Raw genomic sequence first — 25,039 nt, 5'->3', positions numbered from 1 at the left:
CGCTTTTTTATCGCCATAGCGAAGTGAGGGGTGGCACTGGTACAACGTTCTTTTTAAACTGATGAGCTCTGGTTAACGGGAGTGTTGGGCGATATGGCTGAGATGTACGGTGCCTTTGAAAATCTGCGCAGACATAAAGCGGTGCTGCATAACGCTGTTGCGCTCAATTCGGGGATCCAACTGGCGGCCTGGTCCAACAAACGCGATACCATCACCCAGTATTGCGATCACCACACTCTGAGTTTGTACGTGGCAGACGGCTACGAGAGTTACCATAAAACCTCGGCCGGGTGGAAAAACGGCGGCGGGCCGGACCGCTTTTGCCTGATGCCAAAAGAGAGTGAGTCGAGCTGGGATATTCGCGATGACTTATCTTTTGTGCATCTGTATTGCACCGATGCCCATCTACGCGAGGTGGGTGAAAAGATCTGGGACAAAAGTCCGTATGGCTTTACCCTGGATGAAAACCTGTTTGGTGACGACGAAAAAATTACCGCGCTCTATCGCCACTTCATTCTGGGCTGCGACTGGGGGCAAAAGGCGAATCAGCTAACCCTGAGCAGCGCCTCTACGCTGTTGCTCACCCATCTGGTACAGCATTACAGCAATGTGCAGTGGCGGCTCCCCACCGTCACCGGGGGGTTATCACCTTTTACGCTGCGCAATGTACTCAGTTATATTGAAGAGAACCTGTCTGCCGCATTAACCCTTGCGGATCTGGCTACCCAGGCGAGCCTGAGTGAGTACCACTTCGCGCGCATGTTCCGCCAGTCGATGCAGATGGCACCGCATCAGTATGTGATGCAGCGCCGGATGGATAAGGCCAGAAGGCTGGTCACCTCTACCCAGCTTCCCCTGACGGAGATTGCGCTGGCCTGCGGTTTTAGCTCAGCCAGCCACTTCAGTAATCGCTTTCGCAGCGTTATGGGAATGACGCCCTCGCAGCTACGCGCGGCGCGGGCGTAACAGCACCAGATAACACACCCCGCCTGCCACCAGCCCCCAGAATGCCGAACCTATACCCCCCAGCGTGACGCCGCTTGCCGTTAGCAGAAAGGTCACGATAGCCGCATCACGTTCCCGCTCGTTGTGCAGAGCCTGACAGAGGCTCCCGCTAATGGTGCCCAGCAGCGCCAGCCCGGCCAGCGTCTGGATCCAGCTTAGCGGCAGTGCCGCCATGACGCCGGTGATCGACCCGCCGAACACCCCCGCCAGCAGATAAAAAACGCCTGCGGCAGCGGCGGCCAGCCAGCGTTTGTCAGGATCGGGATGGGCATCCGGACTTTGACAGATCGCGGCGGTGATCGCGGCAATGCAAATCGAGTAGACGCCCCACGGTGCGAGCAGCAACGCCAGGCCGCCGGTGGCGATGATGAGCGGCGAGACGGCAACCGGGTATCCTGATGCTTTCAGGGTGGCGAACCCCGGCGCGTTCTGCGAGGCCATGGTCACAAGGAAAAAAGGGATGCCGATGCTGATCAAGGTTGTCAACGTGAAAGAGGGGGCAATGAACTGGGGCATCACCAGCGTCAGGGTTAACTTTTCTGTGACAACGTCACCATTAAGACCTGCCACCGCTGCGCCCACCAGCAGCGTAGCGACAATGGCATAGCGTGGGGCCACCGCCTTTGCCGCCAGCCACGCCAGCAACATGCTGCCACAGAGCACCAGATGCCCGTCCATATTGCTGAACGCCTGCAGGCCAAAGCGCAGCAAGACCCCGGCTAGCATGGCGGCGGCCAGCGAGTGGGGGATGATTTTCATCAGGCGGGCAAATAATCCGGTGACCCCGCAGAGTAAGATGAGCGCATTGGCAAAGATAAATATGCCGATGGTTTCCGCTAAGGTCACCCCCTGCAGGCTGGTCGCCAGCAGCGCGGCGCCCGGAGTCGACCAGGCGGTAAGCACCGGGGCTTTATACCACCACGAGAGGAGCAGGGTGCTGATCCCCATCCCCATTCCCAGTGCGGTCATCCAGCCTGCGATTTGCGTTGGCGTCGCCCCCGCAGCAGCAGCTGCCTGCCAGATGATGGCGGCAGAGCTGGCATAGCCGACCAGCACGGCAACGAAGCCGGATAACACCGTGGGAAAAGTGAGGGAAACGGCCCGCATAACGGCTCCTTGTGCGTTATAACATACGGGGAATGTATCACTGTGCGCTATAGCATACAAGTGATACACTCGGGCCAACGGGAGGGGTTATGGACATCATGCAACATCTTGCTACAACACTGAAAACATTACGCCAGGCGCGAGGCTGGAGTCTCTCCAGGCTGGCGGAAGAGACCGGCGTGTCGAAGGCGATGCTCGGTCAGGTGGAGCGCAACGAATCCAGTCCGACGGTCTCGACCCTGTGGAAAATCGCCACCGGCCTGAATGTCCCGTTTTCGACTTTTATTAGCCCGGAGGCCGAAGCGCAGCCGGTATTCGACCCTCAGCAGCAGGCGATGGTGATTAAACCCTTGTTTCCCTGGGATGATGAACTGAAATATGACCACTTTTCCATCACCCTGGCCCCGGGCGCCTGCAGTGAATCCACGCCGCATGAGGCGGGCGTAGTGGAGCATGTTGTGGTGATCAGCGGCGAGCTGGAGATGAAAATCGACGGCGAATGGCGGCGTATTCTCCCGGATACCGGCGTCCGTTTTGCAGGTGATAAACCGCACGCCTACCGCAACAGCAGCGAGCAGCGGGTGCACTTTCACTCGCTTATCCATTATCCCCGCTAAACCTACGCAAAACGATTCCGTTGCCGCAGACTTCTGACTACAATAGCCGCCATTTTGACCATAACGGATAACGACGAAGTATGCGCCTGCAATCCCATCATCTTGAACTTTTGAGCCCGGCTCGTGACGCCGCTATTGCCCGTGAAGCGATTCTTCACGGTGCCGATGCGGTCTATATCGGCGGCCCGGGTTTTGGCGCTCGCCATAATGCCAGCAACAGCCTGCGCGATATCGCCGAGCTGGTGCCATTCGCCCATCGCTACGGGGCGAAGGTGTTTGTGACCCTGAACACCATACTTCATGATGATGAACTGGAGCCGGCGCAACGCATGATCGCCGACCTGTACCAGACCGGCGTGGATGCGCTGATTGTGCAGGATATGGGCGTAATGGAACTGGATATCCCGCCGATTGAACTGCATGCCAGTACCCAGTGCGACATCCGTAGCGTCGAAAAAGCGAAATTTCTCTCTGATGCCGGCTTTAGCCAGATTGTCCTGGCGCGCGAGCTGAACCTGAATCAGATCCGTGAGATCCACCAGGCCACCGACGCCACCATTGAATTCTTTATTCACGGTGCCCTCTGCGTGGCCTATTCGGGTCAGTGCAACATCTCCCACGCGCAGACCGGGCGCAGCGCCAACCGGGGTGACTGCTCGCAAGCCTGCCGCCTGCCGTATACCCTGAAAGACGATCAGGGGCGCGTCGTTGCCTTTGAAAAGCACCTGCTGTCGATGAAAGATAACGACCAGACGGCAAACCTGGCGGCGCTGATCGACGCGGGGGTGCGCTCCTTCAAAATTGAAGGGCGCTACAAAGACATGAGCTACGTAAAGAATATCACCGCGCACTATCGTCAGATGCTCGACGCCATTATTGAGGATCGTGGCGATCTGGCGCGCGCCTCGTCCGGTCGTACCGAGCACTTCTTCATTCCCTCTACCGATAAGACTTTCCACCGCGGTAGCACAGACTACTTCGTGAATGCGCGTAAAGGTGATATCGGTGCGTTTGACTCGCCAAAATTTATCGGCCTGCCGGTGGGTGAAGTGCTGAAGGTGTCCAAACAACACCTGGACGTGGAAGTGACCGAGCCGCTGGCGAACGGCGATGGTCTGAATGTGATGATCAAACGTGAAGTCGTGGGCTTTCGCGCCAACACGGTGGAAAAAACGGGTGAAAACCGCTATCGCGTCTGGCCGAATGAGATGCCGGCCGATCTGCACAAAATCCGCCCGAATACCCCGTTAAACCGTAACCTGGACCATAACTGGCAGCAGGCGCTGCTGAAAACCTCCAGCGAGCGCCGCGTGGCGGTGGATATTGAACTGGGCGGCTGGGAAGAACAGCTGATTCTGACTATGACCAGCGAAGAGGGGGTGACCGTTACCCATACGCTGGACGGACAGTTCGATGTGGCAACCCATCGCGAGAAGGCGCTGAGCAACCTTAAGGATGGCGTGGCGAAACTGGGCCAGACTATCTACTACGCGCGCAATATCGAGATCAACCTGGCGGATGCCCTTTTTGTCCCTAACAGCTTGCTGAACCAGTTCCGCCGTGAGACGGCAGATAAGCTCGACGCGGCGCGTCTGGCAAACTACCCCCGCGGCAGCCGTAAGCCCGTCTCGGTGCCGCCGCCGGTCTATCCGGATACCCATCTCAGCTTCCTGGCTAACGTCTATAACCACAAGGCGCGGGCATTTTATCAACGCTATGGCGTTGAGCTAATTGACGCCGCCTATGAGGCGCATGAAGAGAAGGGCGACGTGCCGGTGATGATCACCAAGCACTGCCTGCGTTTTGCCTTTAACCTCTGCCCGAAACAGGCGAAGGGCAATATCAAGAGCTGGAAAGCGACCCCGATGCAGCTGGTGAATGGTGACGAGGTTCTGACCCTGAAGTTCGACTGCCGCCCCTGCGAGATGCACGTGATCGGCAAAATGAAGAATCACATCTTCAAAATGCCGCAGCCGGGCAGCATTGTGGCTTCAGTCAGCCCGGACGAGTTGATGAAAACCCTGCCGAAACGTAAGGGCGTGTAATTAGCGAAAATGGGTGTCGGGTTTGCGTGACTTCTGCCAGTGTTGATGTTCGCGCAGCCCCTCGGCAGACTCTTGTGCCACGGCCCGTAGCTCATCGCTGTCGGCTTCATGACGCAGCTGATGTTCGACACTCTTTACCCAATAATACTCATGCCCTTTATGCCCGGCCATTAACTGGCCGGAGAAGAGGGCGCAGGTCAGCATCACAATCGATAACGTTTTTGTATACATCAGGCCACCATCGGTTTACGTTTCCGGGCTATGATGCCGATAGTTCCTTCAGGTTATTATTCAACTCTTCAAATCCAGGCAAGGATTTGTCAGGATTCGTGCAAAGCCCTCCGCAGAGGGCTTTTTTCAGTGCGATTTGAATCCGGCGGCAGTCATCAGCAGGCGGAAAAACATCCCCACCAGCGCCAGTGCCAGTACGCTGCCACCCCAGATCACGGCCAGCCAGAACAGGCGTTTCCAGACAGATTGCTGCATCAGTGATATCCCTCCCCGGGTTGTACCTTCCCACGAAATACGTAGTAGCTCCAGAAAGTGTAGACAAGGATTATCGGGATAATGAGGAGCGCCCCCACCAGCATAAAGCCCTGGCTTTGCGCCGGCGCGGCGGCCTGCCAGAGGGTGATGGAAGGCGGAATGAGATGTGGCCAGATGCTGATCCCAAGCCCACTGAAGCCGAGAAAGACCAGCCCTAGGGTCAGGACGAACGGCAGCGTGTGGCTGCGCGGATTATGCAGGCAGCGCCATTGCCAGAGACTCAGCGCCGCCACCAACACCGGCACGGGCAGCAGGAAGAAAAGATTCGGTAGCGTAAACCAGCGGTCAGCAATGGCCGCGTGTGCCAGCGGGGTCCAGAGACTGATGATAGCGATCCCCCCCAGCAGCGCCATCAGCAGGCGTCTGGAGAGCTGCCGCATTCGTTGCTGCAGCGGGTTTTCACTTTTCATCACCAGCCAGCTGGCACCTAACAACGCATACGCCACTATCAGTCCCAGACCGCAGAAAAGATTGAAAGGGGTGAACCAGTCAAAGGGGCCGCCGCTGTAGGCGCGATGGGTAACCGAAAAGCCATTGATTACCGCGCCGACCACAATCCCCTGGGTGAAAGTGGCAAGCAGCGAACCGCCGATAAAGGCTTTATCCCAGAACGGCCGGTGGGCAGGGGTCGCTTTAAACCGAAACTCAAAGGCCACACCGCGAAAAATCAACCCGATCAGCATCAGCGTCAAAGGAATGGTGAGCGCATCGATGATGACCGCGTAGGCCAGGGGGAAAGCGCCAAACAGCGCAGCACCGCCGAGGACCAGCCAGGTTTCATTGCCATCCCAGACCGGGGCGACGGTGTTGACCATCACGTCGCGATCGTCCGGATCGCGCACGGCGGGAAAAAGAATGCCAATCCCCAGGTCAAAGCCATCCATCACGATATACATCAGGGTGGCAAAGACGATAATGACAAACCAGATCAGGGAGAGATCGATACCCATTATGGTGTCTCCTTTGTATCAAATGCTGTACTGGCGGCTGAAAGCGGACGCGCGGGGCGGCCATCGGTTTCGCTCGGGAAGGTTTCGTCATCCTGCGGCCCTTTTTTGATCAGGCGTACCATGTAGCTGTAACCCACGCCAAACACCGAGGTGTAGACGAGGATAAAGGCCAGCAGGCTGACGCTCATATGCAGGTCGCCATGTGCAGAGACCGCATCTTCGGTGCGCTGCAGGCCATACACCACCCAGGGTTGACGGCCAACCTCAGTCGTCACCCAACCGGCCAGGATGGCGATCAGGCCTGACGGCCCCATCAGCAAGGCAAACCACAGGAATGGCCGGGATTGATATAGCCGTTTTCGGTAGCGCAGCCACAGGGCGATGGCACCGAGGGTGAGCATTAACATGCCCAGCCCGGCCATGATGCGAAATGACCAGAACACCAGGGTGGAATTAGGACGATCCGCTTTCGGGAACTCTTTCAGAGCCGGAACTTGCTTATCCAGACTGTGGGTCAGGATCAGGCTGCCCAGGGCTGGGATCGCCAGACCATAGCGGGTGCGCTCTTGCTCCATATCGGGCAGACCAAACAGCAGCAGCGGCGTCGGCTCGCCAGGCAGGTTTTCCCAGTGTCCTTCGATAGCGGCTATTTTCGCAGGCTGATATTTCAGGGTGTTGAGGCCGTGCATATCGCCAATCATGGCCTGCAGCGGAGCGACAATGAGCGTCATCCACAGTGCCATGGAGAACATTTTGCGGATCGCCGGCGTGTTATTGCCGCGTAGCAGATGCCATGCCGCCGAAGCACCCACGAATAGCGCGCTGCTCAGGAAGGCAGCAATCGACATGTGTAGCAGGCGATAGGGGAAAGAGGGGTTAAATACGACGGCGAACCAGTCTACCGGAACGACCACGCCGTTGATGATTTCATGGCCTTGCGGCGTCTGCATCCAGCTGTTGGAGGCGAGGATCCAGAAGGTGGAGATCAGCGTGCCCAGCGCCACCATACAGGTTGAGAAAAAGTGTAGTCCAGGCCCGACTTTCTTCCAGCCAAAGAGCATCACCCCGAGGAAACCGGCTTCGAGGAAGAAGGCGGTCAGCACTTCATAGGTGAGCAGGGGGCCGGTAATACTGCCAGCGAACTGCGAAAAACCGCTCCAGTTAGTGCCAAACTGATAAGCCATGACCAGGCCGGAGACCACGCCCATGCCAAAATTAACGGCAAAGATCTTCGACCAGAAATGATAAAGCGAGCGCCAGACCGGATTTTTGGTTTTTAGCCATAATCCCTCCAGAACCGCCAGATAGCTGGCGAGCCCGATGGTGATCGCCGGGAATATAATGTGGAAGGAGACCGTAAAAGCAAACTGGATCCTTGCCAGGTGAAACGCATCTAAACCAAACATGCACAACCTCAAAGTCAATCGTTGTGCAGACAGGGTATAGCGGGATGATGAGAAGTATCAGACGCAGAAAAGGGAAATTTACCTATAACAGTTGATGCCGTTAACGCTTTTTATGGTTCTGTTATAGGTCAAGTAACGGGGCTCTCGCCCCGTTAGAGACTTAATCCCGCCAGCCCATCCCCGGCGCAACATGCTTCAGTATTGACTCTATAACATGCACGTTGTATTCCACGCCCAGCTGATTCGGTACGGTCAGTAATAACGTATCCGCTTCAGCGATGGCTTCGTCCTGTTTAAGCTGTTCGATCAGCTTATCCGGCTCAGCGGCGTAGCTGCGTCCGAAAATAGCGCGGGTTTTCTCATCCAGATAGCCCACGCTGTCGCTTTCGTTGCGGCTGGCACCGAAATAGGCGCGATCCTGCTGATTCATCAGGGCAAATATACTGCGGCTAACCGAGACGCGCGGCGTGCGAGTATGGCCGGCCGCAGCCCAGGCCTCGCGGTAGGCACGAATCTGTTTTGCCTGTTGAATATGGAATGGCTCGCCGGTCTCGTCGTCTTTTAACGTTGAACTTTGCAGATTCATTCCCAGCTTCGCTGCCCACTCCGCCGTCGCATTCGATCCTGCGCCCCACCAGATTCGCTCGCGCAACCCTTCGGAATGGGGTTCCAGGCGCAGCAGGCCAGGTGGGTTAGGGAACATCGGCTGCGGATTTGGCTTCGCAAAGCCCTCTCCACGCAGGACATCCAGCAGCACCTCGGTATGACGACGCGCCATGTCTGACTCGTTCTCGCCTTCGGCAGGGACATAGCCAAAGTAGCGCCAGCCATCTATGACCTGTTCCGGAGATCCACGGCTGATACCTAACTGAAGCCGCCCACCCGAAATGAGATCGGCCGCACCCGCATCCTCCGCCATATAAAGGGGATTTTCATAGCGCATGTCGATAACGCCGGTACCTATCTCGATTCGCTGGGTCTTTGCGCCAATTGCAGCCAGCAGCGGGAAGGGGGAGGCGAGCTGACGGGCAAAATGATGCACCCGGAAATAGGCACCATCGGCTCCCAGCTCCTCCGCGGCGACAGCCAGATCGATGGACTGCAACAGCGCGTCGGCGGCAGAGCGGGTACCGGACTGCGGAGAGGGAGTCCAGTGACCAAAAGACAAAAATCCAATCTTTTTCATGACAGGGGTATCCTGGTTAGAGGTGTCATCGACAGGCGACTACCCGCCGGAATTGATCTTTACTTTACCCCTAAGTAGATGAGAATAAATGCCATTTGTTTAACATAACTTTTCAAATAATTTGAATAAGGCCAGGCGGGAGACGATTAACATGACGAGCGTGGCTGCGCTGCTGGAGGGAATTTCTTTAGTTAAAAAAATAGCTTGCAACATTACTGCAACCATGCGTTAATGGCTCTTCGGTTTGAAATCCAAAAGATATCGTAGCAGTTTCTTAAAGCATCTCTCATCACGTTGTGCCTCTCCACAGCCTCTCCTGGGTTTTTTCTTTACGCTCTGATTAGTTTTGTCTCAGACCCTTATTGCCTTAAAGGCCCATTAGTTTATAACGTTTAACGTTCTGGAGATTTTCATGACTAACATTCATTTTCGTTGCCCATGCTGCCATGGTTCGCAATACCGCACGTCGGTTTTCGACGTCTCATCAAAAAACCCGATGGGTGCCAAGTGCATCTTCTGCAAGTCGGCCATGATGACGTTTGACCATATTGCCGTATCACAGCACGCGCAGCGCGTCCCTTTTGAACTGCGTAAGTAATTGCCCGCGGCGCCGTCACGCCCGGCTTTTCCCCCTCTCGTAACCATAACAGTTCATTAATTCTTCCTTTTTTCTCCTGCTGATATAGAGTGTTTCGCAGCAAGGAGAGAACGATGAAAAAATATCAGCGCCTGGCGCAGCAAATCATTTCGCAGATCGAGTTGGGTGTCTGGCAACCCGGCGATAAATTGCCCTCGCTGCGAGAGCAAGTGGTCAGCAGCGGCATGAGCTTTATGACCGTTGGCCATGCCTACCAGATGCTGGAAAGTCAGGGCCGCATCGTTGCCCGTCCGCAATCAGGTTATTACGTCGCCGCACGGCCGATGGGCCAGCAGCCTGCGCCCCCTGCGCAAGTGATGCGCGACGAAGCCGTGGACATTAATACCTATATTTTCGATGTGTTGCAGGCCAGCCGCGACCCGTCCGTCGTTCCCTTCGCCTCTGCCTTTCCCGATCCGCGACTCTTTCCACTGCAACAGCTCAACCGCTCGCTGGCGAACGTCAGCAAAACGGCCACCGCCATGAGCGTGATCGAAAACCTCCCCCCCGGAAACAGCGATCTGCGCCATGCCATTGCCCGCCGCTATGCCCAGCAGGGGATGAACATCTCCCCGGAGGAGATAGTGATCACCGCCGGGGCGCTGGAGGCGCTCAACCTCAGTCTGCAGGCCGTGACCGAGCCGGGCGACTGGGTCATTGTTGAAAATCCCTGTTTTTACGGTGCCCTCCAGGCACTGGAGCGGTTAAAACTTAAAGCACTGTCGGTGGCGACGGATGTGCGCGATGGGATAGATCTTCAGGCGCTGGAACAGGCGCTGAACGACTATCCGGTGAAAGCCTGCTGGTTAATGACCAATAGCCAGAATCCGCTGGGATTTACGCTCAGCGCAGAAAAAAAAGCGCGGCTGGTGGCGCTACTAACCCAGCATAACGTCACCCTGATCGAAGACGACGTCTATAGCGAGCTGTACTACGGTCGGGAAAAACCGCTACCGGCGAAGGCGTGGGACAGCAACGACATGACGCTGCACTGTTCGTCATTTTCGAAATGTCTGGTGGCCGGGTTTCGTCTTGGCTGGGTGGCGGCAGGCAAACATGCCCGCCGCATTCAGCAATTGCAGTTAATGAGCACCTTGTCGACCAGCTCGCCCATGCAGCTGGCGCTGGTAGATTACCTGGCGACCCGGCGTTACGACGCCCATCTGCGCCGGCTTCGCCGCACCCTGGCTGAACGCAAACAGCAGGCCTGGCAATCGCTATTACGTCATCTGCCTGCCGAGGTGGTTATTCACCACAGCGACAGCGGTTACTTTTTATGGCTGGAACTGCCCCCGACGCTGGATGCCGGTAAACTCAGTGAGCAGGCCCTGCGCCACCACATCAGCATTGCGCCAGGCAAAATGTTTTCGACCTCCGATGCCTGGACCCCGTTTTTCCGGTTTAACACCTCGTGGGCATGGGGGGAGCGCGAAGAGCAGGCAGTTATTCAGCTGGCGAAATTAATCCGCTCCATGCTGTCCCCGAATTAATTCTCTCTCCGCACTGCCGGGTTTATTCATCTTCATCTCTCCTCGCCGCGATAAATTCGCGGCGTTTTTCTTTTCGCTGTCATAGGAAATTTGCATACCGCCCGTCAGTGCTAACTCCTTGTCTATAATCCAGTTAACGGGGAATGCGCCCTCGGTCACAACCTGATGAAATATCTACAGCGTGCCGGGTGCGCCGCATTCGCGCGGTCTACGTTTAATACAGGAGATATTTTAAACGGCACGGCCGCCGCCAGATTGCATTGCGACAGGAGTAACGTGTATGAGCAAAAAATTTGCCCGTAGCAGCCTGTGTGCGCTCGGCATGACGATTCTGACTGCACAAGCGGCCGAGCCACCCAAAGAGATCGGAAAAGGCGAAGGGCGGCTGGATATTATTGCCTGGCCTGGCTATATCGAGCGCGGCCAGACCGATAAAGCCTACGACTGGGTTACGCCGTTTGAACAGGAGACGGGCTGTAAAGTCAACGTGAAGACTGCCGCCACCTCGGATGAGATGGTCAGCCTGATGGCGAAGGGCGGCTATGACCTGGTCACCGCCTCCGGCGACGCCTCCCTGCGCTTAATCATGGGTAAGCGCGTGCAGCCAATAAACCCTGATTTAATCCCCAACTGGAAAACCGTTGATCCGCGTATGGTGAAGGGGGAGTGGTTTAACGTCGGCGGTAAAGTCTACGGCACCCCGTATCAGTGGGGACCAAACCTGCTGATGTATAACACCAAAACCTTCCCGACGCCGCCCGATAGCTGGAGCGTGATCTTCGTTAAGCAAAATCTACCCGACGGCAAAACCAATCAGGGTCGCGTGCAGGCCTATGACGGCCCGATTTACATCGCCGATGCGGCACTGTTCGTCAAAGCCACTCAGCCCGATCTCGGTATTACCGACCCGTATCAACTCACCGAAGCACAGTATGCCGCCGTGCTGAAAGTGCTTCGCGACCAGCACGCCCTGATCCACCGTTACTGGCACGATACCACCGTGCAGATGAGTGATTTCAAAAACGAAGGGGTGGTGGCCTCCAGCGCCTGGCCGTATCAGGCTAACGCCCTGAAAGCCGACAACCAGCCCGTCGCTACCGTCTTTCCGAAGGAGGGGGTGACCGGCTGGGCGGATACCACCATGCTGCACAGCGATGCCAAACATCCAGTGTGTGCCTATAAGTGGATGAACTGGTCGCTCACGCCAAAAGTGCAGGGCGATCTGGCCGCGTGGTTCGGCTCGCTGCCGGTGGTGGCGGAGGGATGCAAAGCCAGCACCCTGCTGGGTGAAAAAGGGTGTGAGACCAACGGTTACACCTACTTCGACAAAATCATGTTCTGGAAAACCCCGATAGCCCAGGGCGGCAAGTTCGTCCCTTACAGCCGCTGGACGCAAGATTACATCGCCATTATGGGCGGCCGTTAATCGCCCGGGAGCAGAAGATGACGTACGCGGTAGAGTTTAACGACGTCTCCCGACGCTATGGTGAGGTGCGCGCGGTGGATCGCGTCACCATGGGGATCCGTGACGGGGAGTTCTTCTCCATGCTGGGGCCTTCGGGCTCCGGCAAAACCACCTGTCTGCGCCTGATTGCCGGGTTTGAACAGCTGAGCGGTGGGGCCATTACCCTTTTCGGTAAAGAGGCTAGCGAACTCCCTCCCTGGGAGCGGGATGTGAATACCGTCTTTCAGGACTATGCGCTCTTCCCCCATATGTCGATTCTCGATAACGTCGCCTACGGGCTGATGGTAAAGGGCATCGACAAAAAAACGCGTCATGCCCGGGCGCATGAGGCGCTGGAAAAGGTCAGTCTGGGCTTCGCCGTGGCCCGGAAACCTTCTCAGCTTTCGGGCGGCCAGCGTCAGCGAGTGGCGATTGCCCGCGCGCTGGTCAATCAGCCCCGGGTATTGCTGCTGGACGAGCCGCTGGGAGCGCTGGATCTAAAACTGCGCGAGCAGATGCAGTTCGAACTTAAAAAGCTCCAGCAAGAGCTGGGGATAACCTTTATCTTCGTGACCCACGATCAGGGCGAAGCGCTCTCGATGTCGGACCGGGTCGCGGTATTTAATAACGGCCGCATCGAGCAAATTGACACACCCCAGGCGCTCTATATGCGCCCACGCACGCCGTTTGTCGCCGGATTTGTTGGCACCTCGAACCTGTTTAATGACGAGCAAGCCCAGCGGGTCTGTGGCATGCCGGGCCTCTTCGCTCTGCGCCCGGAGCATATCCGCCTGAACGTGGGCGGTGAAGTCCAGGTGCAGGGGGTGGTGCAGGCGGTACAGTATCAGGGGGCCGCGACCCGCTTTGAGCTGCGGCTGGCCGATGGGGCAAAATTGCTGGTGAGCCAGGCCAATCTCAGCGATGCGTACTTACCCGCCGGGCTGGAGATTGGCCAGCCGGTCACCGCCTCCTGGGCGCGGGCGGCGATGGTGCCGCTCCATGGGGAGGGATGAGATGGCGATGAGTACCTCACCGGGAATCGCATCGCAGGGGATGGTCAATCGGCTCTCCGGCCTGTTCTGGCGCAGGCCATCGCTGGGACTCTTCCTGCTGTTGTTAGGGCCGCTGATGTGGTTTGGCATTGTCTATTTAGGGTCGCTGCTCACCCTGTTGTGGCAGGGGTTCTATACCTTCGACGATTTCACCATGTCGGTAACGCCGGAACTGACCCTGGCGAATCTTTACGCGCTCTTTAACCCGGCGAACTACGACATCATCATCCGCACGCTGGTGATGGCAGTGGCGGTAACGCTCGCCAGCGCGGTGCTGGCGTTTCCGATGGCGTGGTATATGGCACGCTATACCCACGGCAAATGGAAAGCGTTTTTCTATATTGCGGTAATGCTGCCGATGTGGGCCAGCTACATTGTTAAAGCCTACGCCTGGACGCTGTTGCTGGCCAAAGATGGCGTGGCGCAATGGTTTCTGGGCCATATGGGGCTTGAGCCGCTGCTCACCTCACTGCTGACGTTACCCGCCATTGGCGGCAATACGCTGTCCACCTCCGGGCTGGGGCGTTTCCTGGTCTTCGTCTACATCTGGTTGCCCTTTATGATCCTGCCGGTGCAGGCCGCGCTGGAGCGTCTGCCAGCCTCGCTGCTACAGGCCTCCGGCGATCTCGGGGCCCGCCCGCGTCAGACCTTCCGTTATATCGTGTTGCCGCTGGCGATCCCGGGTATTGCTGCCGGGTCTATCTTCACCTTTTCATTGACGCTGGGCGACTTTATCGTGCCGCAGCTAGTGGGGCCACCGGGCTATTTTATTGGTCAGATGGTCTACTCCCAGCAGGGGGCGATTGGCAACATGCCGATGGCAGCCGCGTTTACGCTGGTGCCCATCATTCTGATCGCGGTCTACCTGGCGTTCGTGAAACGCCTGGGAGCCTTTGATGCACTCTGAACGCGCACCGCTGTTTCTCAAAATTGCCACCTGGGGCGGGGTGATCTTCCTTCACTTCCCGCTATTGATCATTGCTATCTATGCGTTTAATACCGAGGATGCCGCCTTCAGTTTTCCACCGCAGGGGCTAACGCTTAAGTGGTTTAGCGTCGCGGCAGCGCGGGGCGATATCATTGAATCCGTGACGTTGTCACTTAAAATTGCTGCGCTCTCCACCGTGATTGCGCTGGTGCTGGGTACGCTGGCGGCCGCGGCGCTATGGCGCAGTGACTTCTTTGGCAAAAATGCGATCTCACTATTGCTGCTACTGCCCATCGCACTGCCGGGAATCATCACCGGCCTGGCACTGCTCACTGCCTTTAAAACCGTCAATCTTGAACCGGGTTTCTTCACCATTGTGGTTGGCCACGCCACCTTCTGCGTGGTGGTGGTGTTCAATAATGTAATTGCCCGCTTCAGGCGGACTTCATGGAGCCTGGTCGAGGCCTCGATGGATTTAGGGGCCAACGGCTGGCAAACCTTCCGCTATGTCGTGTTGCCCAACCTCGGCACGGCGCTGCTGGCCGGCGGAATGCTGGCCTTTGCTCTCTCATTCGATGAGATCATCGTCACCACCTTTACCGCAGGACACGAACGGACATTACCGCTGTGGTTGTTGAATCAGCTGGGTCGCCCGCGCGACGTGCCGGTGACTAACGTGGTGGCACTGCTGGTCATGCTGGTAACAACCATCCCCATTCTGGGAGCCTGGTGGCTCACCCGCGACGGCGATAGCGTGGCCGGTAGCGGAAAATAACGTTTATTCAACGGGACAATGCTATGCAAACTCAATTGTTGATCAAGGGTGAACTGGTAAATGGCGCTGGGGAAAAACAGCCGGTCTACAATCCTGCCACCGGCGAGGTGCTGGTAGAAATTGCCGAGGCCAGCCCGGCGCAGGTCGATGCCGCCGTGCAGGCCGCCGATGCCGCCTTTGCCCTCTGGGGGCAAGCCACGCCGAAAACGCGCGCCGACGCGTTACTGAAACTGGCGGAGGTCATTGAGCAGAATGCCGGAACGTTCGCCGAACTGGAGTCTCTCAACTGCGGCAAACCGCTGCACTGCGTCAAGAGCGATGAGATCCCGGCGGTGGCCGATGTGTTTCGCTTCTTTGCCGGTGCCGCCCGCTGTCTGAACGGCCAGGCCGCAGGCGAATATCTTGAAGGGCATACCTCAATGATTCGCCGCGATCCGGTCGGGGTTGTGGCGTCTATCGCCCCCTGGAACTATCCACTGATGATGGCGGCCTGGAAGCTGGCACCGGCGCTGGCGGCGGGCAACTGTGTGGTACTCAAACCCTCTGAAATCACGCCGCTCACGGCCCTGAAGCTCGGCGAACTGGCTAAAACCATCTTCCCGGCAGGCGTCCTTAACGTACTGTTCGGGCGCGGAAAAACGGTGGGTGATCCCCTGACCGGGCACGAAAAAGTACGCATGGTGTCGCTCACGGGCTCCATCGCGACCGGGGAGCATATAATTGGTCATACCGCGTCGTCGATAAAACGCACCCATATGGAACTGGGCGGCAAAGCGCCCGTCATTGTGTTTGACGATGCCGATCTCGACGCCGTCGTGGAAGGGGTACGCACTTTTGGCTTCTACAACGCCGGGCAGGACTGTACCGCCGCCTGCCGTATCTATGCTCAGCAGGGGATCTACGCCGCGCTGGTCGAAAAGCTGGGCGCCGCTGTCGCCAGCCTGAAAATGGGCGCACCGGACGAGGAGACAACCGAGCTGGGGCCGCTCAGTTCACAGGCGCATCTTGACCGCGTAAGCCACGCGGTGGAGGAGGCGAAAGCGCTGGCCCATGTGCAGGTGATTACCGGCGGCAGCAAGCATGATGGCAAGGGTTACTATTTCCAGCCCACGCTGTTGGCGGGAGCAAAACAGGAGGACGCTATCGTCCAGCGCGAAGTTTTTGGCCCGGTGGTCAGCGTCACGGCGTTTGAGGACGAAGCGCAGGTCCTGGCCTGGGCCAACGACTCGCAGTACGGGCTGGCCTCGTCCGTCTGGACGCAGGACGTAGGACGGGCGCATCGCGTCAGCGCGCGTTTGCAATACGGCTGCACCTGGGTCAATACCCACTTTATGCTGGTGAGCGAGATGCCGCACGGCGGAATGAAAATGTCGGGCTACGGCAAGGATATGTCGGTCTACGGGCTGGAGGATTATACCGTGGTGCGCCACGTCATGTTTAAACATTAATTTGCCTTGCCGCCAGGAGTGACCCTTCTGGCGGTCGCTTTTTATTATGAATATTTTATATATTCTTTGAAGAATATATCGTCATGCCTTTACAATCCGCGCCCTAAATTAAACTGCGTCCTCGCCGATAATGTCATTAATTACCTTTTCTGCGATCCAACATCATGCTGGCTATTAATCATAATGAAATGACCGGGCTCTTGCTTAAATCCCGGAAAAATAACGAATCATTACTCGCGCAGACGGTAGAGCGACTCTCATCAGGGTTACGTATTAACGGTGCTAAAGATGATGCGGCCGGTCTGTCCATTACGAACCGTATGCTCTCCTCCATCAACGCAGACAGCGCGATCTCGCGGGGCATGGATGATGCGATAAGCCTGGCGCAGACCGCTGAGGGGGCATTGAGCGAAGTGAGCAATATGCTGATTCGGGCCAAAACGCTGGCGGTTCAGGCAGCAACCGATACGCTTTCCGAAACCGATCGCATCAGCATTAATAATGAATACCAACATATTCTTGCCGGTATTACGCATATTGCTGAAACGACGGAAATATTTGGTCAATATCCCCTGGCGACGGATAACCCCACTTTTCCGCCGCAATTAATCGGCGATGTCAGCCCGTTAAATACAAAATTCCCGATTCAGGGTAACAGTTATGCTTTTTCCTCGGGCATTATTCCCCTGGCCTATATTCCGGCGGGCTCGACTACGATTGCGATAAATATTAACTCGTTAGGACAGGATGACGATCTCCAGCTCTTTACTCGCGACGGTAAACATCTGGTCGGGACGCCACTAGAAGGGGTCGATGCCGATTACACCTGGGTCAGCCGTGGCATAAGCGATGCCGCCACGGCGACCCACGCCTTTATGACGCCTGAAAACGGTTTTATCGCCGGGGCCACCTATGACGGCTCCCAGTTAGTCGAAGGGGGGGCAAGCTGGGATCCTACCGGTGCAACCCTCAACTATAACGGTATGAACATCACCTATAGCGGCGACGGTGACCGCTATGAAGACAGCACTAACGGCGGGTTCAACGACGGTACCAATGGCAGCAATATGGTCGAGCGCATCACGCTTGATAACGTCACGGAAGATCTGCTGGTGGTGGTGGTAGGTAATGGCTCTTTCACCAGCGCCATTACCTGGGGGAATCTGCCGACACCGACCATGCCCCCGACGGTGCCGCCAAAGCAGAGTCGCGCGATCGAAGTGGTGACCAGCGCCAATTTTGGCGAGGAGGTCCAGCAGATGACGATCGAACCCACGCCGACCGACCTCAAAACGCTGAAGCTGGAAAACAGCGAAATGACGACCCAGGCAGGGGCCAGGAGCTGTATGGCGACCCTGGATGCGGCGCTGGAAAAAGTCAGCGGTTACCGCAGCCAGTACGGCGGGCTGATCAACAGCTTTGAATCGCACAAGTCGGTATTATCACAGCAGGGTATTGCGTTGCAGGCCAGCCGGAGCCGTATTCAGGATGCGGACTACGCTGTCGAAGCCAGCCGTTTAGCCCGGGCGCAGATCATCTCTCAGGGGCAGAATGCGGCGCTAAAAATCGCTAACCAGAGCCCACAAACCGTGCTCGACCTGCTTAAATAAAGGCTCACGCAGCGGCGAGGGCGCCGCTGCGCAACAATTACCATCCGCAGACGTTATGCTCATTCTCACTGTCGTAGGCGCGAACGGTGTTAACCAGATCCTTCACCACGTCGGCGGCGACGTCCGGAATCAATAGCTCCATTGGGGCTTCTGTCTCGTAGTCCACCGACACACCGTTGCTGTTATTGGTCACGGTGACGGTATACGTTGCCTTGCCCATGGCTTACTCCTTATGTGTATTGACCACTTTACCCAGTCCTGCGCCTTCGAGAGTCGCTGCCGGGTCAGCGAAAAAGTCGATATTAAAGTAGGTGTCGTCCGTCAGTAATTCAATGCGATGCCACTTCTGCGGCGGGGAGATACCGAAACTGCCCGCTTCAATCACCAGCTCCAGATCCGGCTCGGTGGCATCGGCATCGGCAAAACCAAAGTAACGCACTGCACCCTGCATCACGGAGAGTCGACCATACACGCCGGCTTTGGTGTTGTGATGGGTAAAGAGCGCTTTAGGGGCGGTTGTCTGGTTCCAGAACGGGGTCGCACGGGTGTGAACATAGTTTTCAGGAATACGTAACATAGTCAGTTCCTTATCAGCGGCAGGGCGCTTAAAGTGATTTCAAAACATCGGGCTCGACGAAGAAATCGATATTGAACAGCGTGTCATCGCTCATCACCTCAATGTGATGCCAGCGCTCCGGCGGAAAGACGCCGAAATGACCGGCTTCAATGATCAGGATGCTGTCGGGCTCGGGGGTGGTTGCATCAGCATAGCCGAGATAGCGCACAGTGCCCCGCATCACGCTCAGGCGAGGATAAACGCCGGGACGGGTGCCCTGGTCAAGATGGCGCTGGAAGATGCCAGCAGGGGCAGTCTCTTTGTTCCAGAACGGCGTGGAACGGGTATGAATACAACTTTGCGGAATAGGTAGCATCGTTTTTTCCCTCTAAAGCCTGAGACCATTACACCACGCTTCAGTAAGGGTTATTTTGCATAAAGTGCATTTAAAATGCAACTTTAAAGTGGTACCTCTCAGGTGGTCTATACTTACCCATTCCGATGGCAATGCAGGAGATGCTTATGCAGTATGTTGAAAAAGACGATCCTCGGAATGCGCCCGAGTCGGGTGATAAACAGCCACAGCCGGTGAAAAAATAACACCGTGTAAAGGTCGCTTCGGCGACCTTTTTTATGTAGCGGGTTATACTCATTTGTTATTACCACACAAATTTCATGGATAACTTGTAACAAAAAAACTTGATCTGTATCAACGTATACCGCATATTGCGCGCGGTTATTTTAAACAGATCGGGTGAATGCGATGACGTTGTATCAAAAAATGTTAGTTTTTTACGCAATCATGGCCTCCATCTGCGCGCTGATCACCTGGTTCCTCTCCAAAGATCGTAAGCGTATCCGCTTCCTGAGCGCCTTTCTTGTCGGTTCAACCTGGCCGATGAGCTTCCCGGTGGCGCTACTGATCTCGCTTTTCTAAAGCCCTGTTTCGCGCCGACAAAAGCCGCTCTGCTCTCGGGATGGTGAATGTCCACACGCTGGACGCGCAGTGTCATAAGCGATCTCCTCGGTCATGGCGAAGGCACTGGCTGACAGCAGGGGTGAAGAGACGACCCGCTGGTGAGCGGGCCGCCGTTAGCGTTACGACAAAATCGCTTTTAACTGCTGGCGTGCCGCTGGCGTCACATCCTGTGGATGCTGGTAGCCGATGTTCTCGCACGCCTGGGTATAAAGCGCGACCAGCCAGTCGTAAACATACGCCGTGGCCGCATGAACCGGTTGTTCGCCAAGACGGCTCAGGCGAGGCGCGGTGCTGGCCACCGTCGGCGTGACGAAAATCGGCTGCCCTTTGCGAATACGGCTGGCCGGGCGTGCTTCGGCAGGGGTCTGCGCATAACCCACCCAGCTTACGAAGTTACCCAGCGCGGCATACAGCTGGGCGGCGCTGCCCTTGTCAGTATCAACGATCTGCTTCAATTGCCCTGTCAGATTCAGTCGGTAGCTGCTGGTGACCAGCACATCAGCAATCTGTTGCAACACCCTGGCTTCCAGTCCCAGACGATGGGCGGCCCCGTCGTCGCGGCTCCACTGGCGAACATGGTTAACCCATAATTTGTGTGCCAGCCGGGCTTTGTCTTGCGGCTCCCAGCGCTCATCGCTCTGCTGGGCGCTGTCGGCAAACAGATCAATGGCATCGGTGAAGAGACCATTGACCTGCTCTTCACGCGGTTGTTGCACGGCCATCAGAGTTTCAAAGGCCTTCAGCGGCGGCAACAGCCCCTCCAGTAACTCACCATGACGACCAGCCATCCCCTGCAGGGCGCGAACGACCCCTTCTGCGGCGCTACGCTGTGCCGCGGGCTCCTGAGTCAGCGGAGCCAGATAACCCTGCATCATCGTACGCAGTTCGCGGTGCAAGCGCGCGCGCAGCGCCTGTAAGCGCGCCTGACGCTGACCGGCAAGCGTCGCTTGCGACAGCCATTCAATGACGCGCTGCATGCTACTGCTGTCCAGTGCCTGCAGCGTGCCCCAATGCTGACCCGGTTTGCCCAGCAGCTGCTGAACCGACTCGTCGAGATTCGAGCGGGTGGTAAAACGGGCATCCTGCGGCGTAATCGCCCATACCAGCCCTGGCAGCGCGGCCTCTTCGCCGGGTTGGGTATCCTGAACCCAGTTCAGCAGCGCGCGGGCGGTGCTGGCGGTATGGCTATGCTGGAGAGTGGCGTTACAGATCACCAGCACATCCGGTTGCAACTGCTGGCGGTAGTGCTCCAGTAGCCACTGACGCTTCGCCTGCGCCAGCGGTGCTTCGCTCTGCGCCGCGGGGGCGGGAATATCAATCATCGCTACGCCATCCAGCGCGCTGCTCTCCACCGGGAGCACCACTTCGCGGGTGAGCAGGGCCAGCACGTCCAGAGGGATACTGATGGCGTTCATCAGTTCGCCGTTCTGCACGGGGTGCAGTACCGCCTGTTGAACATCCGGCTGGGCAAGATCGCCCTGAGTGAGAAAACCTTCGGTCGGAAGACCAAAATTATCGACCAGCAGGCTGACCGGTGCTGCCAGCTCCGGAGCATGGCTGGTCTGATGCAGAATATGCGCCAGCGCCAGCCAGGCCTGGGTTAGCTCGTGCTGTTCACCCCACAGCAGCGACCAGACGCTGGCGCGGGTGCTGAGATCCAGCGAAGGCAGTAGCAGCGCGAACTGATGCCAGAGGGCGTCGTCCATTTGCTGTACTGCGGCAGGCACGGTGTCACGCCAGTAGCGGGCAATGGATCCCACATCGGCGGCGGAGATCCCCGGCACCGCCTGAGGTTGTCGCAGGGCGCGCCATTTTTCCAGACGCGCTTCAATCACCGCTTTATCCACCGCCGGCACGGTTGCACGGGTGATAAAGAGCTGCACCAGTTCGGCCTCGGTAATCAGGCTCAGACGCAGCGGGAAGGCATCGTCGGCAGGCGCTTCGGCGGTCGGCGTAAAACGGATCGCCATATTGGTCAGGGCATGACCGGGGTTGATATGGGTGAAGTAGTCGAAAGTCCGTGCGCCAACGGTCACGTTCATACGTCCGTTGCCGCTGCCGCAGAGGGAGGCCAGCAGATGCGCTTTCGCAGCCTGAGCGTGGCCATAAAGCCCGATGGTGCTGCCTGCATGCAGCGCACGTTCGATGGCGCTCTCCTGGGCTTCTGCTGCGGCCAGCCGCGCCAGCAGAGCGTCGGCGTCGTTATCCAGTATTGGAGCGTGCTGGCGGGTCTGATTAATCCAGTCGATGACTGCTTTAGTAATGGATGCACTCATTTCAGGTATACGCTCCCGCTGTCGATCCAGTAGTGGCTACCGCTATGACGGCGATCGGCCAGGGTGTTCAATTTAAAGGTGAGGGCGTCGGGCGGTACCGGCGTACCGTCCTGGAGCCAGGCATCGCTAAGCTCAAAGGCCTCCGGCCCTTCATGTCGGCTGCCGCCGCGCAGTTGCAGGCGCACGTTCAGCACTCCGTCGCCCGCGATGGACTTCGCCAGGTCGGCGGAGTTGATGCTCAGGGTATAGAGCGGCGTCGCAGGCCAGCGGGCGTTTGCCAGTTGGCGGAAGCCGAGCGTGACGTTGCCGCGCAGCGGGAAGTGCAGCCGGGTGTCCAGTTTCGCACCGGGCTTATCGAGGTCGATATCCTGATACCAGACGTTCTCGTCGCGCAGGGTATTCACGGTGTTATCCAGTACGCCGAGATAGCGCACGGTCGAGTAAGCGCCGATATCTGCCGCTTTGAAGTTGAAGCGCGGCAGACGCAGATCCAACGCCAGGCTACAGAGCATGGCGCCGACGGCGGCGGTGGATTTCGGATTGCCGATGCGCCCTTGCTGACTGAAGGGATACCATTCGTGGACGCGGTACTTATCCAGCCACACCATACGGCTAACGGGAACGGGCTGCAGATGGCGGATCAGCGCCTGGACGCCCGGCAGGCAACCCGGACGGCCGGTAATCAGCAAAATATCGCAGGCGTAATGGGAGATCGCCTCGGATACCGCATGCAGCGGGGCGGCGAGGGTGAAATGGCCCGCCAGCATCGCCTCCTGCATTTCGCGGAAGTTAACATGCAGCGGCACCGCGAAGAGGTCAAACGGCGCTGAGCCAGCCGGCAGCGCATGATCGATAGCCTGCTGAAGGTAGTTCATGACGTTGCGCGTCGGTTTGCGGCTCAGCAGATCGCCAAAGGTGGCATGCAGTCCGTCCAGCGGGTCGTCGATATCACTGGCTTCCCAGGCGCCCAGAATGGCGTGACCGATCGGCATAAAGAGCTGCAGGGCCGTCTGCTGGCGCAGCACTGCCTGGGTATCAATACGCCCGGAGTCGCCAAACAGCGAGGCCATCAGCAGCGAAGCGTCGGCAATGCCTGCTTTTTGCAGCTCTGTCTGTAGGGCCGGCAGTACATAGCGCTGGATCACATCCAGCAGGGTGTCATCACCGGCCACCTTAAAGCCTTCGCGGAACAGCAGTTGCGGGGTGATTTTGACATTGCTACCAGAACCGTCATCCAGCTGATAATGGGTGATGGCCATGTCGGTAGTGCCACCGCCAATATCGATAGAGGCTACCCGCAGCGCCCGCCCTGGCGCACAGCCAGGCTCCGGCTCGCGGTCAGGACGTGCAACGGAGGCAAAGAACGTTTCGGTCTGGCCAGCGTAATGCGAGATGGCTTCGTTATAGAGCCATACCAGCTGACCGCAGCTTGCCTCGTCCCACTCCATCTGGATTTCCGGCACCGGTACCACGCTTTTTTCCTGCTGCTTGCGGCTGGCGAAATCTTCATCCTGCGGATGCCAGCTCATCGCCTTCCAGACAATGGCGATAGCTTCAAACATGCGGCGACGGAAAATCTCACGCTCCTGTTTGGGCATTGCCGACGGCAGGGTAAGGATCAGGGTGCGCAGCTGACGCGGGGAGGCCGGGAAGCCCAGACGCAGACGGGTTGCGACGCTATTGATCTGCCCCAGCGCCTGTGCCAGCAGTTCGCACAGCATGTGGGTCATCAGGGTGCTGCGGCTGTACTGCGGCGAGAAGACCGGCAAGCGCTCGTCCTGCGGCAGGGTAAACAGCGGCTCTCCGTCGTCATTCATCAGGTTCATCAGCGGGAAAGCGGTCGCCAGCGGTTCGCGCTGGGTTTTGGCATTCATCTGACTAAAACGCCAGTCCTGCACCACCGGGGTCTCATCCCACAGATAGCGTCGCGGGCTTGAAATCCCGCTGTTGCCTTCGGTTCCCAGACGCTGGGTCGCCAGTTTACGGGCTTCATCGCCTACGCGCACAATCGACGGCCAGACGAACGCGTCTTCGCGTCCACTCTCTACCGAGAAGTGCTGCTTACCGAAGCGGGCTTCAGAAAACTCGAGACGGCTGGTAAACAGCGGCTCATTCAGGAACTGGGGTTCGCTCAGAGACCGCACCTGGAGCTCTGCCGTCTGGCGCAGGCCATCGTTGGCGTCGCCATGATCTTCAATGATCACGCCGCAGGTATGGGTATTCCCCACATCCAGAATCAGATCCACCGGGATAGCCGGGGTGCTGAGGGTATGGGTGACAAATTTTACTTCCGGTATGGTGAGCTGTTCACCGAGCATGGCCAGCACGTTGAGCCAGTGGGCCTGGTACTCAAAGTTACGCATCGCCAGCTGCAGATCGCGATCGGCACGGTTCTCCACGCCGGAAGCGTACTGGGTAAAGGCTTCTCGCAGCCAGCCGTCAATCCAGGTCTGGTCGAGGAAATCCGCCACTTCGTCATCACGCCAGGCGAGGGAGAAACGGGTCCCGTTCAGGATATCGTTTTCCACCGGTGAGAGTCGGGAGGTAGCATGCGGCGCTATCTGGCTATCCAGAGCCAGCGTCACCCGGTGGGTATGGCCTGCGCTATCCGGCGCTTCCAGCTTACGCACCTGCACTCGCGCCCAGTTGTCCGGGCCTTCTACGAAGGTACGCGGCGGGTTGAAGCGCAGGAAGGGCACCGGCAGCCAGACGCCATCCAGCACCGTCAGGGAGTGCTGCAGCGAAAGGGTGCTTTCGGGTTTAACCACTTCCGGCTGGCCACCACCGCTGGCGGGCAGCGTGTAGCGGTTGTTAATCACGTCAAAATTGAGACGCAGCAAGGGGCCGTTGGCGGTTTTACGCACAAAACGTCCGCTCTGGGCACTGTCCTGCGGCGTCAGGCCAAAATCAAGAAACTGTACGCCACTGTTGGCGATAAGCGTGACGCTCTGTTTATAGTCGCAAAGAGTTACCAGCATGGGA

At 57.6% G+C, this 25,039-nt stretch carries 24 protein-coding genes; 13 read left to right on the top strand and 11 right to left on the bottom strand.

Annotated features, from left to right (window positions below):
• Positions 1-93: 93 nt before the first annotated feature.
• Positions 94-966, top strand: a complete 873-nt coding sequence (locus WFN75_RS07365) for a helix-turn-helix domain-containing protein (protein WP_046885358.1) — start codon at positions 94-96, stop codon at positions 964-966.
• On the opposite strand, the gene WFN75_RS07360 is transcribed toward WFN75_RS07365, so the two are convergent.
• Entirely contained in the window at positions 946-2,112 is a 1,167-nt protein-coding gene (locus tag WFN75_RS07360; RefSeq protein WP_263616919.1) for a benzoate/H(+) symporter BenE family transporter, read from the bottom strand. The genes WFN75_RS07365 and WFN75_RS07360 overlap by 21 nt on opposite strands.
• Positions 2,113-2,201: 89 nt before the next feature.
• Between WFN75_RS07360 and WFN75_RS07355 the strand changes: the two genes are divergently transcribed.
• Both WFN75_RS07355 and WFN75_RS07350 read left to right on the top strand, forming a co-directional pair.
• Positions 2,202-2,729 (top strand): helix-turn-helix domain-containing protein, encoded by a 528-nt coding sequence (locus WFN75_RS07355; RefSeq protein ID WP_336995935.1) that lies wholly within the window; start codon positions 2,202-2,204, stop codon positions 2,727-2,729.
• A gap of 80 nt (positions 2,730-2,809) precedes the next feature.
• Complete coding sequence (locus tag WFN75_RS07350; RefSeq protein ID WP_336995934.1) at positions 2,810-4,774, top strand: peptidase U32 family protein; 1,965 nt, start codon at positions 2,810-2,812, stop codon at positions 4,772-4,774.
• Here WFN75_RS07350 and WFN75_RS07345 read toward each other — a convergent pair whose 3' ends face one another.
• The 5 genes from WFN75_RS07345 to WFN75_RS07325 all read right to left on the bottom strand — a co-directional run bounded on the left by WFN75_RS07345 (position 4,775) and on the right by WFN75_RS07325 (position 8,862).
• Positions 4,775-5,005 (bottom strand): DUF2554 family protein, encoded by a 231-nt coding sequence (locus tag WFN75_RS07345; protein ID WP_046885362.1) that lies wholly within the window; start codon positions 5,003-5,005, stop codon positions 4,775-4,777.
• Positions 5,006-5,131: 126 nt separating this feature from the next.
• Complete coding sequence (locus WFN75_RS07340; RefSeq protein ID WP_046885363.1) at positions 5,132-5,260, bottom strand: DUF2474 domain-containing protein; 129 nt, start codon at positions 5,258-5,260, stop codon at positions 5,132-5,134.
• On the bottom strand, positions 5,260-6,270 hold the full coding sequence (cydB, locus tag WFN75_RS07335) for a cytochrome d ubiquinol oxidase subunit II (protein WP_336995933.1): 1,011 nt from the start codon (positions 6,268-6,270) through the stop codon (positions 5,260-5,262). The genes WFN75_RS07340 and cydB overlap by 1 nt, the downstream gene beginning before the upstream one ends.
• The gene (locus tag WFN75_RS07330) at positions 6,270-7,676 is read right to left on the bottom strand and encodes a cytochrome ubiquinol oxidase subunit I (RefSeq protein WP_263616923.1); all 1,407 of its coding nucleotides are present in this window, start codon (positions 7,674-7,676) and stop codon (positions 6,270-6,272) included. The genes cydB and WFN75_RS07330 overlap by 1 nt, the downstream gene beginning before the upstream one ends.
• A gap of 160 nt (positions 7,677-7,836) precedes the next feature.
• Positions 7,837-8,862, bottom strand: a complete 1,026-nt coding sequence (locus tag WFN75_RS07325) for an LLM class flavin-dependent oxidoreductase (RefSeq protein WP_040075554.1) — start codon at positions 8,860-8,862, stop codon at positions 7,837-7,839.
• Positions 8,863-9,274: 412 nt separating this feature from the next.
• On the opposite strand from WFN75_RS07325, the gene ymcF reads away from it, so the two are divergent.
• The 8 genes from ymcF (at position 9,275) to WFN75_RS07285 (ending at position 18,246) form a co-directional block, all read left to right on the top strand.
• Positions 9,275-9,460, top strand: a complete 186-nt coding sequence (gene ymcF, locus WFN75_RS07320; protein ID WP_046885369.1) for a cold shock small protein YmcF — start codon at positions 9,275-9,277, stop codon at positions 9,458-9,460.
• A gap of 113 nt (positions 9,461-9,573) precedes the next feature.
• Positions 9,574-10,989 (top strand): aminotransferase-like domain-containing protein, encoded by a 1,416-nt coding sequence (locus tag WFN75_RS07315; RefSeq protein WP_212475944.1) that lies wholly within the window; start codon positions 9,574-9,576, stop codon positions 10,987-10,989.
• Between the two features lie 280 nt (positions 10,990-11,269).
• Positions 11,270-12,415, top strand: coding sequence for a putative ABC transporter substrate-binding protein YdcS (gene ydcS / locus WFN75_RS07310; protein ID WP_040075558.1), 1,146 nt, complete (start codon positions 11,270-11,272; stop codon positions 12,413-12,415).
• Positions 12,416-12,432: 17 nt separating this feature from the next.
• Entirely contained in the window at positions 12,433-13,446 is a 1,014-nt protein-coding gene (locus tag WFN75_RS07305; RefSeq protein WP_336995932.1) for an ABC transporter ATP-binding protein, read from the top strand.
• 7 nt (positions 13,447-13,453) lie between these two features.
• Positions 13,454-14,392: an ABC transporter permease gene (locus WFN75_RS07300; protein WP_336996229.1), complete on the top strand. Its 939-nt coding sequence runs from the start codon at positions 13,454-13,456 to the stop codon at positions 14,390-14,392.
• Positions 14,382-15,188, top strand: a complete 807-nt coding sequence (locus tag WFN75_RS07295; protein ID WP_263617632.1) for an ABC transporter permease — start codon at positions 14,382-14,384, stop codon at positions 15,186-15,188. The genes WFN75_RS07300 and WFN75_RS07295 overlap by 11 nt, the downstream gene beginning before the upstream one ends.
• A gap of 23 nt (positions 15,189-15,211) precedes the next feature.
• Positions 15,212-16,636, top strand: a complete 1,425-nt coding sequence (gene patD / locus WFN75_RS07290) for an aminobutyraldehyde dehydrogenase (protein WP_233802294.1) — start codon at positions 15,212-15,214, stop codon at positions 16,634-16,636.
• A gap of 164 nt (positions 16,637-16,800) precedes the next feature.
• On the top strand, positions 16,801-18,246 hold the full coding sequence (locus WFN75_RS07285; protein ID WP_336995931.1) for a flagellin N-terminal helical domain-containing protein: 1,446 nt from the start codon (positions 16,801-16,803) through the stop codon (positions 18,244-18,246).
• A gap of 37 nt (positions 18,247-18,283) precedes the next feature.
• Here WFN75_RS07285 and WFN75_RS07280 read toward each other — a convergent pair whose 3' ends face one another.
• The 3 genes from WFN75_RS07280 to WFN75_RS07270 are packed head-to-tail and all read right to left on the bottom strand — an operon-like array spanning position 18,284 to position 19,178.
• Positions 18,284-18,466, bottom strand: coding sequence for a DUF1869 domain-containing protein (locus WFN75_RS07280; RefSeq protein ID WP_040075565.1), 183 nt, complete (start codon positions 18,464-18,466; stop codon positions 18,284-18,286).
• Between the two features lie 3 nt (positions 18,467-18,469).
• Positions 18,470-18,823 (bottom strand): DUF1971 domain-containing protein, encoded by a 354-nt coding sequence (locus WFN75_RS07275; protein WP_040075566.1) that lies wholly within the window; start codon positions 18,821-18,823, stop codon positions 18,470-18,472.
• 28 nt (positions 18,824-18,851) lie between these two features.
• Entirely contained in the window at positions 18,852-19,178 is a 327-nt protein-coding gene (locus WFN75_RS07270; protein ID WP_040075567.1) for a DUF1971 domain-containing protein, read from the bottom strand.
• 131 nt (positions 19,179-19,309) lie between these two features.
• Between WFN75_RS07270 and WFN75_RS22645 the strand changes: the two genes are divergently transcribed.
• Together WFN75_RS22645 and WFN75_RS07265 are read left to right on the top strand one after the other, a co-directional pair.
• On the top strand, positions 19,310-19,402 hold the full coding sequence (locus tag WFN75_RS22645) for a hypothetical protein (RefSeq protein WP_442913271.1): 93 nt from the start codon (positions 19,310-19,312) through the stop codon (positions 19,400-19,402).
• Between the two features lie 163 nt (positions 19,403-19,565).
• The gene (locus WFN75_RS07265) at positions 19,566-19,739 is read left to right on the top strand and encodes a GhoT/OrtT family toxin (protein WP_046885377.1); all 174 of its coding nucleotides are present in this window, start codon (positions 19,566-19,568) and stop codon (positions 19,737-19,739) included.
• 161 nt (positions 19,740-19,900) lie between these two features.
• On the opposite strand, the gene WFN75_RS07260 is transcribed toward WFN75_RS07265, so the two are convergent.
• Positions 19,901-22,057, bottom strand: a complete 2,157-nt coding sequence (locus WFN75_RS07260) for a virulence factor SrfC family protein (protein WP_336995930.1) — start codon at positions 22,055-22,057, stop codon at positions 19,901-19,903.
• Positions 22,054-25,035, bottom strand: a complete 2,982-nt coding sequence (locus tag WFN75_RS07255; protein WP_336995929.1) for a virulence factor SrfB — start codon at positions 25,033-25,035, stop codon at positions 22,054-22,056. Before WFN75_RS07255 ends, WFN75_RS07260 begins: the two co-directional genes overlap by 4 nt.
• Between the last annotated feature and the right edge of the window lie 4 nt (positions 25,036-25,039).

The sequence above is a fragment of the Leclercia sp. UBA7405 genome (assembly GCF_037152215.1).
GTDB classification, from domain to species: Bacteria; Pseudomonadota; Gammaproteobacteria; order Enterobacterales; family Enterobacteriaceae; genus Enterobacter; species Enterobacter pneumoniae.
The sequence above is the reverse complement of the archived record's forward strand: the minus strand, read 5'-3'. Positions and strand labels throughout refer to the sequence as shown.